This is a genomic window from Massilia aurea (assembly GCF_024753205.1).
GTDB classification, from domain to species: Bacteria; Pseudomonadota; Gammaproteobacteria; order Burkholderiales; family Burkholderiaceae_D; genus Telluria; species Telluria aurea.
Genome location: NZ_JANUGZ010000002.1, coordinates 232,491 through 249,530, shown reverse-complemented (window position 1 = coordinate 249,530; position 17,040 = coordinate 232,491). Strand labels below are relative to the sequence as shown.

17 protein-coding genes are annotated in these 17,040 nt (G+C 64.7%); 3 read left to right on the top strand and 14 right to left on the bottom strand.

Translation table 11 applies throughout. The annotated features are described in order from the left end of the window. The first annotated feature begins 35 nt into the window (after positions 1 to 35). Positions 36 to 620, top strand: coding sequence for a PEP-CTERM sorting domain-containing protein (locus NX775_RS06745; protein WP_258835298.1), 585 nt, complete (start codon positions 36 to 38; stop codon positions 618 to 620). Here the strand turns inward: NX775_RS06745 and NX775_RS06740 are convergent. From NX775_RS06740 to NX775_RS06685, 12 genes are all read right to left on the bottom strand, one after another. Then, positions 617 to 2,113, bottom strand: coding sequence for an HD domain-containing phosphohydrolase (locus NX775_RS06740; RefSeq protein WP_258835297.1), 1,497 nt, complete (start codon positions 2,111 to 2,113; stop codon positions 617 to 619). The two genes, NX775_RS06745 and NX775_RS06740, sit on opposite strands and share 4 nt — an antisense overlap. A gap of 52 nt (positions 2,114 to 2,165) precedes the next feature. Beyond that, positions 2,166 to 2,918 (bottom strand): flagellar brake protein, encoded by a 753-nt coding sequence (locus tag NX775_RS06735; RefSeq protein ID WP_258835296.1) that lies wholly within the window; start codon positions 2,916 to 2,918, stop codon positions 2,166 to 2,168. 9 nt (positions 2,919 to 2,927) lie between these two features. Beyond that, positions 2,928 to 3,272, bottom strand: a complete 345-nt coding sequence (locus tag NX775_RS06730) for an EscU/YscU/HrcU family type III secretion system export apparatus switch protein (RefSeq protein WP_258835295.1) — start codon at positions 3,270 to 3,272, stop codon at positions 2,928 to 2,930. Then, positions 3,265 to 4,407: a flagellar hook-length control protein FliK gene (fliK, locus tag NX775_RS06725; RefSeq protein WP_258835294.1), complete on the bottom strand. Its 1,143-nt coding sequence runs from the start codon at positions 4,405 to 4,407 to the stop codon at positions 3,265 to 3,267. The genes NX775_RS06730 and fliK overlap by 8 nt, the downstream gene beginning before the upstream one ends. A 22-nt stretch (positions 4,408 to 4,429) precedes the next feature. Continuing rightward, positions 4,430 to 4,759 carry a flagellar protein FliT gene (locus NX775_RS06720; RefSeq protein WP_258835293.1) on the bottom strand — a complete coding sequence of 110 codons (330 nt, stop codon included), beginning with the start codon at positions 4,757 to 4,759 and terminating at the stop codon, positions 4,430 to 4,432. 20 nt (positions 4,760 to 4,779) lie between these two features. After that, entirely contained in the window at positions 4,780 to 5,232 is a 453-nt protein-coding gene (fliS, locus tag NX775_RS06715; protein ID WP_258835292.1) for a flagellar export chaperone FliS, read from the bottom strand. A 25-nt stretch (positions 5,233 to 5,257) separates the two neighbouring features. After that, entirely contained in the window at positions 5,258 to 7,882 is a 2,625-nt protein-coding gene (fliD, locus tag NX775_RS06710) for a flagellar filament capping protein FliD (protein WP_258835291.1), read from the bottom strand. Between the two features lie 180 nt (positions 7,883 to 8,062). Then, positions 8,063 to 8,407: a flagellar protein FlaG gene (locus NX775_RS06705; RefSeq protein WP_258835290.1), complete on the bottom strand. Its 345-nt coding sequence runs from the start codon at positions 8,405 to 8,407 to the stop codon at positions 8,063 to 8,065. An 85-nt stretch (positions 8,408 to 8,492) separates the two neighbouring features. Beyond that, on the bottom strand, positions 8,493 to 9,953 hold the full coding sequence (locus NX775_RS06700) for a flagellin N-terminal helical domain-containing protein (protein ID WP_258835289.1): 1,461 nt from the start codon (positions 9,951 to 9,953) through the stop codon (positions 8,493 to 8,495). Between the two features lie 192 nt (positions 9,954 to 10,145). Then, entirely contained in the window at positions 10,146 to 11,744 is a 1,599-nt protein-coding gene (locus tag NX775_RS06695) for a GGDEF domain-containing protein (RefSeq protein ID WP_258835288.1), read from the bottom strand. Between the two features lie 101 nt (positions 11,745 to 11,845). Next, positions 11,846 to 12,493, bottom strand: a complete 648-nt coding sequence (locus NX775_RS06690; protein ID WP_183555683.1) for a response regulator — start codon at positions 12,491 to 12,493, stop codon at positions 11,846 to 11,848. Next, complete coding sequence (locus NX775_RS06685) at positions 12,486 to 13,178, bottom strand: sensor histidine kinase (RefSeq protein WP_258835287.1); 693 nt, start codon at positions 13,176 to 13,178, stop codon at positions 12,486 to 12,488. Before NX775_RS06685 ends, NX775_RS06690 begins: the two co-directional genes overlap by 8 nt. 47 nt (positions 13,179 to 13,225) lie before the next feature. On the opposite strand from NX775_RS06685, the gene greB reads away from it, so the two are divergent. Both greB and NX775_RS06675 read left to right on the top strand, forming a co-directional pair. Continuing rightward, positions 13,226 to 13,789: a transcription elongation factor GreB gene (gene greB / locus NX775_RS06680; RefSeq protein WP_258835286.1), complete on the top strand. Its 564-nt coding sequence runs from the start codon at positions 13,226 to 13,228 to the stop codon at positions 13,787 to 13,789. A 61-nt stretch (positions 13,790 to 13,850) separates the two neighbouring features. Beyond that, positions 13,851 to 14,417, top strand: coding sequence for a biliverdin-producing heme oxygenase (locus tag NX775_RS06675; RefSeq protein ID WP_258835285.1), 567 nt, complete (start codon positions 13,851 to 13,853; stop codon positions 14,415 to 14,417). A 48-nt stretch (positions 14,418 to 14,465) separates the two neighbouring features. Here the strand turns inward: NX775_RS06675 and NX775_RS06670 are convergent, their stop codons facing one another. Continuing rightward, positions 14,466 to 16,718, bottom strand: a complete 2,253-nt coding sequence (locus tag NX775_RS06670) for a RelA/SpoT family protein (protein WP_258835284.1) — start codon at positions 16,716 to 16,718, stop codon at positions 14,466 to 14,468. Between the two features lie 78 nt (positions 16,719 to 16,796). Next, a complete protein-coding gene (gene rpoZ, locus NX775_RS06665; RefSeq protein WP_019922806.1) occupies positions 16,797 to 17,000 on the bottom strand; it encodes a DNA-directed RNA polymerase subunit omega in 204 nt (67 codons plus the stop codon). Between the last annotated feature and the right edge of the window lie 40 nt (positions 17,001 to 17,040).

The window sequence follows — 17,040 nt, the reverse complement described above, 5'->3', positions numbered from 1 at the left end:
CCATGTTCGCTTCCATCACCATTAACAGGAATTCCATGCATCCCATGCTTCGTAAGGCCGCTGCGGCCGTTGCCTTCGCACTGTGCGCACCTTTCGCCTCGGCCACCGTGCTCGATTTCGACGACATCGTCGGTCCCGACGGCTACGCCGCCGTCGCTGCCAACTACCGTGGCCTTGACTGGTCGGGCGCCGGCCTGAATGTCTTCACGAGCGAGCAAGACCCGTTTGCCGCTCATTCCGGTGCCGGCCGTGTCACCACTGACTGGACCGACGGCGGACCGGTCGCCAGCACCATCCGCTTCCTGGCGCCCACCGTCTTCGAGGGCGCCTGGTTCTCGGGCTACGAGGACAGCAGCGTGCGCTTCGACCTGTACTTCCAGGGTTTGCTGGTCGCCAGTACGTCGGCGCTGCAACTGTCCGGCGTGGCGGCGTTTCTGGACGCCGGCTGGGATGGCGCGATCGATACGGTCGTCGTCTCCAGCGGCGCGCAGGGTTCGTATGCGATGGACGATTTCAGCTTTGCCGATGCGACCGAGGTGCCGGAGCCGGGTTCGCTGGCGCTGCTGCTGGCGGGCCTGGGCATGGCCGGGGCGTTGCGCCTCCGCCGCACGCAGTCTTAAATCAGTCCCAGCGTCAGCGCGCGCAAGGTCGCGGCGGCGCGGGTCGCGCATCCCAGCTTGCCCAGGATGCTTTCGACATGCGTGCGCACGGCGCCGGTACTGATGCGCATCGCGCGCGCGGCGTCCTTGCCTGACTCGCCCAGGCTGAGGCGCTGCAGCACGTCGACCTCGCGCGCTGACAATACCTGGCCCGCCGGCGCCGATACGGTCGCCGTGGCAGCGGCCGCCAGCACGGCGTCCACCGCAGCGCGATCGAGGCGTCCGCCCGTCACCTGCGCTTCGAGCAGCGCCCGCGTCGACACCGGTTCGTGCGCAGCGCGCCATGGCCGCGGCGAGCGCAGGGCGACGTGGACCGTCGCTGCCGCCAGCAGGCGCTGTGGCATGCCGAGCGTGGTGGCGTCGAGACTGCGGTAGTAGCCGCTGCCATCGAGCCGTTCATGGATTTGCGAGGCCAGCTGCGCATCGGCCTCGATGCCGTCGACACGGTTGCCGATGCGCGCCGTCCAGAAGGGGGCGCGGCGGATGGCTTCCCAGTCCGCGCTACCTGGTTTGCTTCGGCGTTCCCAGACGGTGTTCGACACGGCGGCGCGCCCGATCCCATGCAGCAGCGCGGCGCGCGCCAGGCTGCGCTGGTCTGCGTCCGGCAGCCCCAAGCCTTGCGCAGCCCCGTGCGCCAGCAGCGCCACGCGGCGCGAATGACCGGCCAGCCAGGGCAGCTTCAGTTCGACGGTATCGGCCACCAGCGTCAACGGCACCGACAGCGGCAGGAAGTCGCTGGGCAGCGCGGGTTCCTCCAGCGCGCCCGGTGCGTCGAGCCACGCCTGCGCGTGCGGCGCCACCTGCGCGACCAGCGCCGCCGGATACCGGATGCCGCCCAGACGCGTGACCATCGCCAGCGCCGCGCTGAATCCATGCGCGCGCGCGAGGATCTCGATGTCGCCGGCCAGTGCCACGTGCTGCACGACGCCCGGCACCGCACTGCCTTCCAGACCATACGGCTGGCCGCGGCCATCGACGCGCTCGAACAGGTGGCGCAGGCCGTGTTCGACCGGAGCCGGCAGGCCCAGCATGGCGGCGATGTTGCCTGCAACCTCGCAGTGGATGGCGGCCAGTGGTGTGAGGTGATGCTTCACCTGGTCGAGGCGCGCGGCCTGCTGCGCGCTGAGCGTACGGGTCAGCATCGCCTGGCGGCCACCGATGTCGTCGCCCAGCAGCGTGGCAAAGCCGGTGGCCGTGGCGGTGCTGCCGGACCAGCGCAAGCGGGCTGTCATGTGGGCGTGCGCAGCGGCGTTTGCATCGCCACCGGCAGCCAGTGCAATGCGCGCGGCCAGGCGAGAGGCGCGCGCGGACGCATCGATGGGTTGGCCCATGGCCAGGTCGCCCACGGTCGCGAGCAGCCCCATGGCCTGCGCCAGCGTTACCGTGTCGTGGCCGTGCAGGCTGGCGCTGGCGGGCGAGAGAGAAGGCCGGGGTGCCGGGGTGGTCGTGTGCATGAAGCCGATCGTATAGCCAAGGCCATCCCCGCATCTGCCTGGCTGGCCGCAGTCAGGCCAGTCCGGCCAGCTTCGCGTTGCGCTCGCGTTCGAGCTTGGTGATGTAGCGCTGTACTCCCGCCAGCGCGCCGCGCGAGATGTCGACGAACTGGCAACCGATGCGGCGCGTGGTCTTGTGGTTCAGCAGGGTGAGGTCGAGCGAGTTGCGGATCTCGAGCGAGGTGGCGATCGGCCCGATCTCGGGCAATTCGATGCGGCAGTTGGCGATCACGCGCCCGACCGTGGTATCGAGCAGCAGCTTGCTGTCGAGAAGGGCGATGCCGCCGACGCTGATGTCATGCAGCGCGAAGACGCTCATGCCGCCAGTGCCGCCATCCATCGGCACCGGAATCAGTGCGCGCACCGGATTGCTGACAGGCGTGGCCATGCGGTAGTACTCGCGCCGCTGCAGGCGGATCAGGGTAGGAGGAATATCGGCGCGCAATGCCGGTTCGCCGCGCCAGACTGTCGGGGCCAGGTTGGCGGCGCCGAACAGGATGCGGATCTTGTCGAGCGTGGTTTCGCACTTCGCGCGCGCTGCGCCCGTCATGCGCTGGTTCTGCGCCGGATCGATTGAGCGATCAAGCACGAGCGTGTTGCTGTCTTCGTCCACGGCCAGGATCGAGGTCACGCAGACATCGGCCTCACCCCTGATCAGCAGACGGATCAGCTGGTTGTGTTCGCCGATCTGGCGCAGCAGCGAGACGATCTCGCGGCGCGATGCGACTTCGTAGTCGTGCCAGTCTTCCAGTTCTGCTTCATCCATTGCTAGGCTTTATGTCCTTGACGCTTGTTCCGGGGGGAGGTGAGGCGTCGGATCAGGTGCGGTGGGCATTGACTCACCGTTCTTTTTAGCCGACTCAATATGATATAGCCATGCCAACAGTTCCGCAATTGCTCGATACAGCGTTGGCGGAATTTCGCGGTCCAGGTCGACCTGCATGAGCAGCGACACGAGCTCTTTCGATTCGTGCACGAACACCCCCGCATCCTGGGCGCGCTGGATGATCTGTTCGGCGACCATGCCGGAGCCCTTGGCCACGACCGTCGGCGCTTTCTCGCCGGCGCTGTAGGCCATCGCCACCGCGCTCTTGATGCGCTGATTGGCCAGTTTATTCATGGTCGCCATCGTCATCATTCTTCGGCGCTGCCGCGGCGCGCGCGCGCGCGTCGAACCCCGCCAGCGGCGTGCCCACCGAATCGAGTGCGCCGGCCAGGTTCGGCGCGTGCTGGCGCAGCAGGGCGGCGGTGGCGTCGTCGCCGGTCGCGAGCCCGATCTGCAAGGCCCCGCCCACCATCCGCAGCTGCACATCGAGTTCGCCCAGTTCGGGGAACCGCAGGCGCAGACGGCTGTTCCAGATCGCCCCGTCATCGTCGCCGCCACCGCCGTGGGCTTCGCGCTTGACATCCCATTCCATCGGCTGGCCGGGCCAGAGCTGGCCTTTCCACGCCAGTTGCGACTGTTCCTGCGCCGCCAGCTGCATGCTGATGAACTGCGCGGTGGCGGGATCCTGCGGGTTCGGGCGCGCCCCGTTTTGTGCGGCTTGCTGCTGCGGTTCGTTCGCCAGTTCGGCCAGTGCGCGTGAACCCTGCGCCCATTCGGCCACGTGCGATTCGTAGAACAGGCCGCTCTTGCCGAACGCCTGCTTCAGGCTGGCGGCCAGCGCCGCCGGATCGGCGTCCGGCGTGGCAACCAGCGGCGCACTGCCAGTAACGGCGGTGAGCACCGTCTCGGCTTTCTGGGCGGCCGCCAGCACGCCGGCCAGTGCCTGCGCGGTGGGGCTGAGCGTGGTGTTTTTTGCTTCGGTGCCGCCGGCAAATGCCTGCGCGCCCAATCCGGCGCTGGAGGCCAGCAGGGCGCCGGCGCGGCCGAGGGCGGCGCCTTCGCGGTAGCCCAGCGGCGCGCCCGGCGCGTCGGTGTCGGCTTGCGGTGCGGGGCCGGCTTCGGCGAAACCGGTGGCGGTGGTCTGGGTGCCGACCTGGAAGGTGGGACGGGGATGCAGGCCGATCAGCGTGAGCGGCACGTCGGCGCCGACCAGCGCGCCGGGCGGCAGTTGCATGCGCGCCTGGGTGTCGGCGAACTTGACGATGAAGGTGCCGTCAGTCAGTTTGGCCTGGACTTCGCCGTGGATCGCCTTGCCCAGCAGCGGCGCGACGGCGCGCGCAAAGGCTTGCTGGCGCGGGTCGACTGCCTGCTCGGCGGCCTGGGCCGGCGTGATGCGCGTGACGCCGCCAACAAGATCGCGGGGCAGCATCAGTCAACCCCCGCCGGGCGCATCAGATGCCGTAGGCGCGCGCGACGCGGCGTTCGGTCGACTTGCTGTTGATCAGGGATGACAGGTGCGCCATCCATGGGCTGGTCAGGTCGCGGATGCGGCGGTCGGCGTCGAGCATGCGGCGGATCGCATTGACCTTGCGCACGCGTTCCTGGCCGGCCAGCGGGGCCACGCCTTCGTTGGCTTTGAGGCGGCGCGCATGGGCGGCGCATTCCTGCTCGAGTTCGGCCAGGCGGTCCCATTCGCTGGCGGTGGCCGCGGCGAGCATGCGCTCGGTGATGGCGACCATCGTTTCGTAGACCGACACCACTTCCTGACAGCTCATTGTCATCGTCATCGTCATCGTCAACCTTATGCGCTCATCAGGGTAGGGGCACGCTGGATGGCTGGCACGGCCTGCTCGGCCGTATCGCTCTTTTCGCCGATCTGGACCCAGGCTTCGCGCAGGTCGGACATCAGGCCATGAATTTCTTCGATGATCGCGATATCGTTCTTGATATTGGCCTGCAGCAGGCGGCGGCTCATGTAATCGTACAACGCATCGAGATTCTGTGCGATCTCGCCGCCGGCTTTCTGGTCGAGCGAGGCGCGCAGGCCGTTGTCGATGATCGTGATGGCCTTCGAAATCGAGGCGCCCTTAGCGGCCACGTTCGACGACTTGATGTGGTTGATCGCGCTGAGCAGGGCGACGATCACGCCGTCGTACAGCATCACCACCAGCTTTTGTGGCGAGGCGGCAGCAACGCCGGTCTCCAGACCAACCGTTGCATAGGCGCCGACGCCGCGTTTTGGGGTTCCAAACATATGAGATTCTCCGGTGATGCTGAAATTATCGGTTGGCCGACAGGGTCGCCAACTGCTGGGTAAGGTAATCCGACGTCGACTGCATCGACGACAGCGTGGCGTCGAGTGCGACGAACTGGGCGCGGTAACGTTTTTCGATGCTGTCCAGGCGGGTTTCGAATTTCGCGGCCTGGTCGGCGACCGTCTTGATCGACACGTTCAGGCCATCGGTCTTGCTCTTGAGCAGACTGTCCTTGCCGACGAAGCCGGTCGCCAGGTTGTTGAGCTGGAAGGCGAAACCCTGCGAGAAGGTGACCGCGCCGCGATCGCCCAGGATGCCACCCGTGATCGAGACCTGGATGCCTTCGGCGTTCGATCCCGGCGCTGCAGTCAGCGACTGGCCGTTCCCGGCGGCGGCCACGCCGCCGATCGTACCGATGACGTCGGCGCCCTTGACTGGTGCGGCGCCGCCAAAGATCGATTCGACTGCGCTGCCGCTGATGCCGGCAATCGCGATGTTCGACGTCGAACCGTATTTGCTCGAGGACAGCGTCAGGATACCGTCCTCGCCGACCTTCGCTTCGGTCGCATCGCCAGCGCCGGCAAACGTGGCGTTGCCATTGATCGACGAGCGCAGAAGCGCGGCCAGGTCGTCCTTGCTGTACGTGCCGGCGGGCAGTTTGATTTCCTGGGACTTGCTTTCGGTCACCGGATCGGTCTGGTTCAGTGTGACGCGCCATACCGTGTTCGGTGCGATCGTGGTCGTCGTGCCCAGGGCGGCGCCGCTCGCCAGCGTTCCCTGCGAGGCCAGGCTGGTGATGTTGACGCCATACGTGCCGGCTTTGGTTGCAGCGGTTGACTTGTCAAACTTGACCAGGCCGTCGGTGGTCGAGCCCATGGCCGCGAACAACCCGCCGAAGTCGGCAGCATTGTCGGTAATTGCCTTGTTCAGCTTGCCCGAATCCAGTTTCAGGCTGCCGTCCTGCTGAAACGAGATACCGACCTGGCTCAGCGAATTCAATTTGCCACCGGTGCCTTCCATTACCGCGCTGATCTGCCGGCGCATCTGGCTCTGGATTGCCCGCACGCTCGCGTCGCCCTGCAAGACACCGCCCTTTTTCGTCTCGGCGTTGTATTTGGTCATGCCGCTCATGGTGGAGTTGAGCGTGTTGAATGCCTTCACGAAGTCGTTCACCGCCGTGCTGATCGCCGCCGTGTCCTTCGTCACAGTCAGCGTGCTGCTGCCGACCGCGCTGACGTCAAGCGTCACGCCCTGGATCGCATCCTTGACGCTGGTGCTGTCGCTCTTGATCTCGATGCCGTTCATGTTCAGCAGCGTGCTCTGCGCACCGGCGGTCTGGGTCATGCCTTGCGCACCGGCCGGGTCGTAGCCGAGCAGGGCGGCCAGAGCCGGGTCGGCCGGCGAGCCGTCTTCCCCCGAGACGCCGATCTTCATTGACGTTGCTTCACCCGTTTTGGTGGACGTCATCACCAGGTGGAACGGCTTGCTGCTGCCGTCGGACACGATGGTGGCGGTCACGCCCATGTCCGCCTTGTTGATGGCGTCGCGAATCCCTTGCAGCGTCTGGTCGCCTGCTTCCAGCGTGATGGTCTTGCTGTTGAGCGCGCCGTTGATCGAAAACCCCGAGCCCTGGTGCGAGCCGACACTGCCCGCGGCAAAGCCGGCCGAGGCCGGGTTGTTGCCACCGACCAGAATCTGGTTGCCGTCGTTCGAGCGCAAGGTGACGGCGGCCGTGGCGGTCGTCGTGGCGCCGGTGTTGACGGTGGTGTCATCGCGCTTGAGGCCGCCGCGCACGGTACCGGTGACCGTTTCGGTCACGTCGATGGTATTGCCGTCTGCGGATTTGAATTGCAGCGTGCCGTCGGCGGCGCTGCCGCTGACGCTGATGTTGGCTGCGGCCAGCGCATTGCGTGTGCCGGCGCTGGCCAGGGACGTGTCGAGCGCGGCGCCGGTCAACGGCGCGCTGCCAGTGTTCAGGCTGGCCAGTTGCACGCCACCAACCGACAGAGCGTAGCTCGAACCGCTGTCGACGCTCACCTGGCCAAAGCCGGCGAACAGGTCAGCCGCAGTTTCGGTACTGCCCGCAGTGGCGACGACACCCGTTTTCTCGCTTTGGGCATTGATCGCTTCGGCCAGTGCACGGGCGCTGCGGGTCGTCGGCGTGGTGCTGATCGCCACGCCATTCAGACTCAGTGAACCGTTGGGAATGCCGCCAGCTGCAGCTGCCAGGCCCAATGCGTTGCCGGTCGCGCCAAAGGTGCCACCGGTAATGGTGCCGAACTGGAACGTCAAATTGGTTGGCGAACCAGAGCCGATCGTGGCGGTGCTGCTGGCCATGCCATACGTTTTCAGGCTTTGCGACTGGGCCAGCTGGGTGACGTTGACCTTGTACTTGCCCGGGACGGCGCCAGCGCCGGCAGTGCCGGTGAAGACATCCCTGTTGGAGGGCGTCGCACTGAGTCCCTGGAAGGTGCTCGACTGGTTGAGCGAGGTCAGGGCGCCCTGGAACGCGCCGACGGCGGCGCTGACCTGATTCAGGGCAGCGTTCTTGGCCTGCAGCCCCGCAGTTTTCTTGGCGTAGTTGTCCAGCGGCCTGGCTTCGGCCTGCATGAGTTTTGCAACAATGCCATCGATGTCGAGAGCGGCCACATGTTTCTCCGGTGAAAGCAATAATGTAAGTCATTATCGGCAGAAACAAACCGTTCTTAAGAGCGGTAAAGGCGGCTCTATTTTTATTTTGGTCGGGATTGTCAGGAACGATGCCGAAGCGCCATGTAAAAAGCGCCGCACCTGGTGAGGGGCGGCGCTTCGGGCGAGCGGCGGATCGTGTCAGGCGCTTTGGTTCAGCAGGCGCCCCACCATCTTGTCGATCGATTTGGCCATTTCCAGTGCCTCCTTGGTCGGCATCTGGCGGACGACTTCCTTCGTATCCCGGTCGATGATCTTGACCACGAGGTCCTTGCTCTCTTCGTCGATTTCGAACTCGAGGCTCTGTGCCGATTGCGGCAGCGCTTCGTTGAGTTTCTTCACGGCGGACGACACCTCGTCCCGGTCTGGCCTGGCTTCGGCTTTCTCCGGCGCTGCCCGTGGTGCCGGGGCAGCCGGCCCACTCGCGAGCGCTGGACGTTCGTCCAGTTTGGCGGGGGGCGACGACGCAATGGATGGAATTTGCATGGCGTATCCTAACGAAAATTCCCCAGCCAAATTTCTTCAGCCGGGGAACCGCTTACCGAGTGGTACTGTAACTACGCGTTAGCGATTAGCCACGCAGGAGCGACAGGACACCGTTCGGCAGCGAGTTGGCCTGGGCCAGCATCGAGGTACCAGCCTGCTGCAGGATCTGACCGCGGGTCAGCTTTGCGGTCTCCGAAGCAAAGTCGGTGTCGACGATGCGGCTGCGCGATGCCGACAGGTTCTCGGTGGTCGACGACAGGTTGGAAATCGCCGATTCGAAGCGCGACTGCAGTGCGCCGTATTCAGCGCGCTGGCCGTTGACTGCTGCCAGGGCAGCGTCAGCCACCTTGATGGCTGCCTGAGCGCCATCGAAGGAACCGATATCGATGTTGGCCACCGATTTCAGGCTCGACGAAGCAGCCAGGGCGAAGCCGGTATCGGTGTCTTCGGCCACGGAGAAGCTCTTTTCCGAGTCCAGGGTCACGCGGCCATTGGCGACAGCGGTGCCAGCGGCAGCCAGAGCGACTGGCGTTGCGTTTGCATCGCCATCTGCCTTGTAGGTTGCCAGGCTCAGAGCCGCGCCACCAGTGGCATTCTTGTTATCGATCTGGATGTCTGCGCCAGACGAGTTGGTCAGCTTGATACCGCCGTTTTCAGCATCGTACTGAGCGGTGACGCCAGTCTTTGCCGTCTGGGCATTGATTGCGCTGATACCTGCAGCGTAGTCATCGGCCTTGCTACCGGTACCCGAGACCGAGAACGATACGCGCACTGCCGTGTCGTTGTCCGATTTCACGTCGATGGCGAACGCGCCGTCGGTCGAGGTGCTTTTCAGCAGCGCATCGGTACGGGCAGTTGCCGTCACACCGGTTTCGCCCGACTTGTTGTTGATCTTCGATGCGATGGTTTTTGCGGTATCGGTGGCCGTCGTGGCGATGGCGCCACTGCCACCGAGGTAACCCGAAACAGTGACGGAACCCGCGGCAGCGCCGGTGGTCGCAGCGGCCTGGGCTGCATCGCCGGCGACCTGGTTGTTGCCGTAGGTCGAGGTGTTGAAGTTTGCGCCGGTCATCGAAATCAGCTGGCCAGCATTGGCGCCAACCTGGAAGTTCGAGGTGCCGGACGAACCGTCGAGCAGCTTCTGGCCGTTGAATTCGGTGGTGTTGGCGATGCGGTTCAGTTCCGAGGTCAGCTGGGTGACTTCAGTTTGCAGTGCTTTGCGGTCGCTGGCCGAGTTCGACGAGTTCGACGACTGGACAGCCAGTTCGCGGACACGTTGCAGGATGTCGCCCGAGCTCGACAGAGCGCCTTCAGCGGTTTGCGCCATCGACACGCCATCGTTGGCGTTACGGGTAGCTTGCGTCATACCCTTGATTTGCGAATTCATGCGGTCCGAAATCGCCAGACCAGCGGCGTCATCCTTTGCGCTGTTGATGCGCATACCCGACGACAGGCGTTGGATCGAGGTATTCAGCTGCGACTGCGAGGTCGCCAGGTTACGCTGCGAGTTCAGGGATGCGACGTTGGTGTTGATTACTGATGCCATGGTGATTCTCCAGACTAGGTCTTACTAGGGGTGCAGCGACCGTGCTGCTGTTCACTTTGGTCCGTCGCGTTATTCAGTGACGTTCAAACCGCTGTTGTTGCTGGTAACGGTGCCCTGTGGAAAAAGTTTAGGGCCGGACGCAAAATAAATCGTTTTTTTTATCTGTCTGGAAAAACACCCCTTCAGAACTTGTCACTCCGCCACGACTACCCGGTTCTTGCCGCTGCTCTTGGCCTGGTACATCGCTTTATCGGCCCGCGCCATCAGCGACGCCTGCTCCTCGTTCTGCATCCGCAGCGCCACCCCGCACGAGAAGGTGATCAGCATCTTCTCGTTATCGTGCAAGAAGAAATGCCGGGTCAGCTCGCGCTGCACCCGCACCATGGCTGCGGCCGCCGCGTCGACCGTCGTCTCGGGCAGCAGGATCAAAAATTCCTCGCCGCCGAAGCGCGCGATCACGTCCATCGCGCGCAGCGTCTCGCGCACGACCTTGACCAGGTGCTTGAGCGCGGCGTCGCCCGCCATGTGCCCGTAGGTGTCGTTCAGGCGCTTGAAGTTGTCCAGGTCCAGCAGCGCCACGCACAGCGGCGTGTTGCGGCGGTCGGCGCGCGCGCTTTCGCGCTCGAATACGTCGTCCAGGCCGCGGCGGTTCAGGCTGCCGGTCAGCTGGTCTTCGCGCACCAGCTCGCTCATATGCTGCAGCTCGGCTTCAAGTTCGCGGATGCGCTGCTCGGCTTCCTGCACTTCGCGGTGCGCACCCACCATGCGGTCGCGCGAGGCCAGTGCTTCGTCCTGCGCAAGGCGTGTCTCGCGTAGCACATCGTTCAGTAGCGTATCGAGTTCGCTGATATCGGTCGCGCCGCCGATGCGCTCGGAAAAGTCGCCCAGCTTGGCGTGGTAGTCACCGGTCGCGGCGGCCACCGAACCGAGGCGCTCGACGAACGTCATCATCATGTTCTTCATCGTCGCGCGCACGTCGGCGATGCCATGTTTCAGATGACTTTGCTTGATGATCACGTCTTTCAGGCTGCGCGTGGCGTCTTCCAGCGCGCGCGTGTCCACGGGGCCGGCAATCAGTTCCTGCACCGCCACGACCTGGCCGCGCATATAGTTGTCGTCCTCGAGCAAGCCTTCGATATTGTCGAGCAGCAGACGGAACAGCCGCAGCAGCAGTTCCTGCTGGCCCGCGCTGTCATCCTTGCGCAGCTCGATCTGGAAGCAAAGCTGCTTCAGGCGCGCCTCGATATCGTGCAACTCGCTTTCGCCAACCGCCGTCTTGACCAGGGCGCCCAGCGTTTCGGCCTCCTTGACCTGTTCCGGGTTGTCGCTCAGCAGCGAGGCGCAGGCAAACGACAGCGTGCGTGCCAGCATGTCGCGCAGCAGGCGTGTCTCGGGCTCTTCGTCGCCCATCGCCATCACCGGCGTGTTGCGCCGCAGATGGCGCTCGCTCAACTGGCCAAGGGCCTGGGTGTAGCTGCTCCAGTCACCCGTCTTGACGGCGCGCGTCATGCGCCGGCCGTACTCGGCCAGCTCGCCCGGCGTATCGAGCATGCGGCGCGCGAACCCGTTCAGGACCTCGATGGCGCCAGCATCCGGGGCCGGCGCGGGCGGCGGCGGCGGGGTGCCGGCGATCTCGTCATAGATGGCGCGGTAAGCGTCCGGCGTCGGCGCGATGCGGCGCGTGGCCAGGCGGCGGAACGCCTCGCGTGCGATGTCGGCCGGATTCGCTGCGGGCGCGGCAGTGGCGCCAGGGCCGGCTGCAGCAGTGACGGGAGTGGACGGAGTGGACATGGATTGCAGCGCGGTGCCGAGTTTGCGGGATTGACGACATGATAGGCAGTTTATTTGCCTCGCATCAATAAATATTCAGCGCCGAGGCATGGATGGGGGCGTCAGTCGACCAGGCCGTTGCGGATCGCATACGTGGTCAGCTCGGCACTGCTCCGAAGTTTCATCTTTACTAACAGGCGGGCGCGGTATTCGCTGATCGTCTTGACCGACAGCGACAGCTCGCCCGCGATCTGCGTGACGGTCATGCCCGATGCGATCATCGTCAGCGTCTGGTATTCGCGATCAGACAGTCCCTCGTGGGCGGCGCTTTCATGGTCCTCGCCGATCGCACTGGCCAGCGTTTGCGCGAGCGCGGCGCTGACATATTTTTGTCCGCCGGCCACCAGCCGGATGGCCGTGACCAGTTCGCGCGGCGCGCTCTGCTTGGTGATGTAGCCGGCGGCGCCGGCCTTGAGCGCGCGAATCGCGTACTGGTCTTCGCGGTGCATCGACAGCATCAGCACCGACAGCTCGGGTTTGTCTTTCTTGATCTGCTTGAGCACATCGATGCCATTGCGGTCGGGCAGCGAGATATCGAGCAGCATCACGTGGCAGCGCGTCTTGCCCGCCAGGCGCACGGCATCGTGGCCATCCTCGGCCTCGCCGGCAACAACGATGTCACGCTCGTCGGCGAGGATCTGCTTGAGTCCTTCGCGCACGATGGCATGGTCATCGGCGATGCATACCCGGATGGTTACTTTTTCACTCATTCTGCTTCTTGTTCTGTGCCGGGGCCACGGACGGCGCCAGCCTGGTCTTGACGGTCAACATCGTGCCACCTCCGGGCGCCGGCGACAAGGACAGCACGCCGCCAAGCGCGCTGGCCCGTTCGTGCATGCCGCGCAGGCCGAACGCATGCGGCCGGGTGCGCGCGGCCGGGTCGATGCCGCAGCCGTTGTCGCAGATGGCCAGCGTGAGTTCGCCGCCGTCGTGTTCGAGCGTCAGCGTGACCTGCGTTGCGCGTGCATGCTTGGCAACATTGGTCAATGCTTCCTGGACGATGTGAAACAGGGCGTCGGCGTGCTCCGGCGCCGGCTCCGGGGTCAGCGCGGCGGGGCAGTGCGTGATCACGATGACGCCGGTCTGGCGCGCGAACTCGTTCGCCTGCCATGCGAGCGCGCCCGCAAGGCCCAGGTCGAGCGCGCTGACGCGCAGGCCGAACGAGATGCGATGCACCGTGTCGATCGTGCGATCGACGAGCTCGTCGATGTACCCGGCCTGGCCGGCCAGACCGGGCTGGTCGGCCGGCACGCGCGCCGCCAGCCGCGCCAGCGCCATCTTGATGGCGATGAGGTTGCCGCCCAGATCATCGTGCAGTTCGCGCGCGATGCGGGTGCGCTCGGCCTGGCGGGCGGCGGCGTCGCGGTCGTGCTGGAGCAGGGCGGGTTGGGACATGGTCGAATGATACGACAAGGGCGCGCAAGTCTCGCTACAATGCGTCCATGAACAAGGCATTTGTAAAAGAGTCGGACAACGACGACGATGAAGCCCTGGTGCTGGCACAGGCGATTCCTGACGGCGCCAAGAACTACATCACCCCGGCCGGCTACCAGCGCATCAAGGATGAGCTGCTGCAGCTGATCGACGTCGACCGCCCCGAAGTCGTGCGCATCGTGCACTGGGCCGCGTCGAATGGCGACCGCTCCGAGAACGGCGACTATATCTATGGCAAGCGCCGCCTGCGCGAGATCGACCGCCGCATCCGTTTTCTCACCAAGCGCATGGATTCGGCGTTCGTCGTCGACCCGAGCATCCAGCATGGCAACGACCAGGTGTTCTTCGGCGCCACGGTCCGCTATGTCAACGGGGCCGGCGAAGAGCACACCATCACTATCGTCGGCATCGACGAGCTCGATCCGCTGCACGGCAAGATCAGCTGGGTCTCGCCCGTGGCGCGTGCGCTGACCAAGTGCCGCGAAGGCGACATCGCGCAGCTGCACACGCCGCTGGGCATGGATGAGCTCGAAATCATCTCGGTCGACTATCCCGAGCCGGTCGCCGACTGAGCTTGCGGCCCGGTGCTACTATGTGCGCATGAACCGACCTCATGAAGCGGCGCACAGTCCAATGCACCAACAGGCAGATCCCCTGGCAGCGCTGCGCGCCGCCACCAACGAACAGCACGAACGGCTCGACAGCGGCCTGCCGTTGTCCGGACCTATCCCCGACTTGAACGACTACGCGGCGCACCTGACGATGGTGCGCGACTGGCTCGCGTCGCTGCTGCCCTGGCTCGAATCATTCCCGGACGGGCCGCAGCAGGTCTTGTCGCCAGTGGAGCGCCTGGCGCTGATTGAAGCCGACCTGAACGAACCCGGCATGCCCCCGCTGCGTGTCCCCGCGCCCGCGGACACGTGGCCGCGCGACGCCAGCGCGGCGTACCGCTGGGGCGTGTGCTATGTGATCGAAGGCTCGCAGCTGGGCGGCAAGGTGCTGTACGGGAAACTGGCCGGTACGCTGGCGCCGCATCCGCTGCGCTATCTGAAGGGGAGTGACGCCGGTCCAGGCCCGCGCTGGCGCGCGTTCATGCTGGCGCTGAAAGAGCACGTGAGGTCGGCGGATGAGATTGCCGACGCCTGCGAGGGGGCATGCGCGGCGTTTGACAGTATTCTGAAGCTGGCTGTCATGCGCTGATATTGGCGGCCCGGCCGCCAATATCGGCAACATCCCGAAAAACGCGGATTACGTCCGCTCGCGCTCCACCCGATTCACCCCGGCCACGCGGCGCAGATTGCGAATCAGTTGCGCCAGGTGCACCCGGTCGGCGATCTGGATCGTGAAGCGCAGCTGCGTCATCATGTTTTCGTCGTCTTCGTCCATGCCCACATACGTGATGTTGGCGTCGGACTCGCCGATCTCGGCAGCCACGCGGGCGAGGATGCCTTTTTCATTGTTGATCAGCAGGCGGATACGGCAGTCGAAGCGGCGATTGAGATCGTCGCCCCACTTCACGGCGATCCAGCGGTCGGGTTCTTTGGCCAGCAGGCGCTTGGCCGTCTGGCAATCGCAGGTGTGCACGACCAGCGCCTGGTCGCGACGCAGCTGGCCCGTGATCTGGTCGCCCGGGATCGGCATGCAGCACGGCGCCAGCTGGACCGCCACGCCTTCGCTGCCATAGATCGTCACCGGCGCGATATCACTGGCCGGCAGCGGTTTGCTCGATGGCAGCAGATCGGGGTCGCCTTCCATCAGGCCGAAGATCTGGCGCGCCACCAGCGTCGGCATGCGCTTGCCGATGCCGATGTCGGCATACACTTCTTCCATCGAATTGGCCGACGACTCGCCCAGCAGCCGTTCGACGACACTGGCCGGCAAATCGGGCTTGATGTTGCGTACGGCCAGCGCCTGGGTCAGCAGTTCAAGACCCAGCTCGGCCGACTCGTTGACATCGACCAGGCGCAGGTGATGGCGAATCGCCGAGCGCGCCTTGCCGGTGCGGACAAACGTCAGCCAGGTAGGGCTCGGGCGCGAATCGGGTTGCGTGATGATCTCGACGATGTCGCCGTTGTGCAGCTCGGTGCGCAGCGGTTGCTCTTCGTGGTTGATCTTCACGCCCACCGTATGGTCGCCGATGCCGGTGTGGATCGAGTAGGCGAAGTCGAGCGCCGTCGCGCCGCGGGGCAGGGCGATGATCTTCGACTTGGGCGTAAACACGTACACCGAATCAGGGAACAGGTCGACCTTGACGTGTTCGAGGAACTCGGCCGAGTCGCCCGTCTGCTGCTGGATGTCGAGCAGCGACTGCAGCCACGCATGGGTGCGCTGCTGCAGGTCGGACATATTCGACTCGCCCGTCTTGTACAGCCAGTGCGCGGCCACGCCGCTCTCGGCGGTGCGGTGCATGTCCTGCGTGCGGATCTGGAATTCGACGGGCGTGCCGTACGGGCCGATCAGCGTCGTGTGCAGCGACTGGTAGCCATTGATCTTGCCGATGGCGATGTAGTCCTTGAACTTGCCCGGCATCGGCTTGTACAGCGCGTGCAGGGTGCCCAGCGCTACATAGCAATTGGGCACGCTGTCGACGACGACGCGGAAACCATACACGTCGAGCACCTGTGAGAACGACAGGTGCTTGTTGCGCATCTTTTTGTAGATGCCGTACAGGGTCTTTTCGCGGCCGTGCACTTCGGCTTTCAGGCCGCTGGCCTCGAGCTGGCTCTTGACCGCTTCGAGGATTTTCTTGACCACTTCGCGCCGGTTGCCGCGCGCCGACTTGATCGCCTTGGACAGCGTCTGGTAGCGCACCGGATACAGGTGCGAGAACGACAGGTCCTGCAACTCGCGGTAGATGTTGTTCAGGCCGAGACGGTGCGCGATCGGCACATAGACTTCCATCGTCTCGCCGGCGATGCGGCGTTTTTTGGCCGGGATCATGAAGCCGAGCGTGCGCATATTGTGCAGGCGGTCGGCCAGTTTGATCAGGATGACGCGCACGTCCGACGCCATTGCCAGCAGCATCTTGCGGAAGTTTTCCGCCTGCGCTTCGAGCTGGCTCTGGAATTCGATTTTCTCGAGCTTGGACAGGCCGTCGACGAGGTTGGCGACCTGGGCGCCGAAGCGCTCGATCAGCTCATCCTTCTTGACGTCCTGATCTTCGATCACGTCATGCAGCAGCGCGGCCATGATGGCTTGCGCATCGAGTTTCCACTCGGCGCAGATTTCGGCAACGGCAATCGGATGGGAGATATAGGGCTCGCCCGACTTGCGCACCTGGCCCAGGTGCATCTCGTCAGAGAAGCGGTAGGCTTCCTTGACCTTTTTGAGTTCAGCGGGAGTGAGGTATTCAGACAGCTTGGTGATCAGCTGCGTCACCGAGGCCACGCCAGGCACGATAGGGCCGGCGGGCTCGATGAAATCGGGCGGACGATTGTCTGCCCGCCGCTCGCGCGGAGCGGGGTTGCGTGAAGCGGGAGAATCTGGAGGTAACAGGTTCATTACGTTAATCGTCTGGCTGCGGTGAGATCAGAATAACAGAAGACGGGATAACGCAAATTCAGGCAACCCCGAACGTGATTACATCGGGACTTTTTTCAGCATTTCGATGCCGACTTTACCAGCGGCGATCTCGCGCAGGGCGACGACGGTTGGCTTGTCCTTGGCTTCGACCTTCGGGGTGTGGCCTTGCAGCAGCTGGCGCGCACGATACGTTGCTGCCAGGGTCAGCTGGAAACGGTTCGGGATGTTCTTGAGGCAGTCTTCGATGGTAATGCGGGCCATGTGTGCTCCTGGGTTGCTGAATGTAAGGTGACAATGAGAG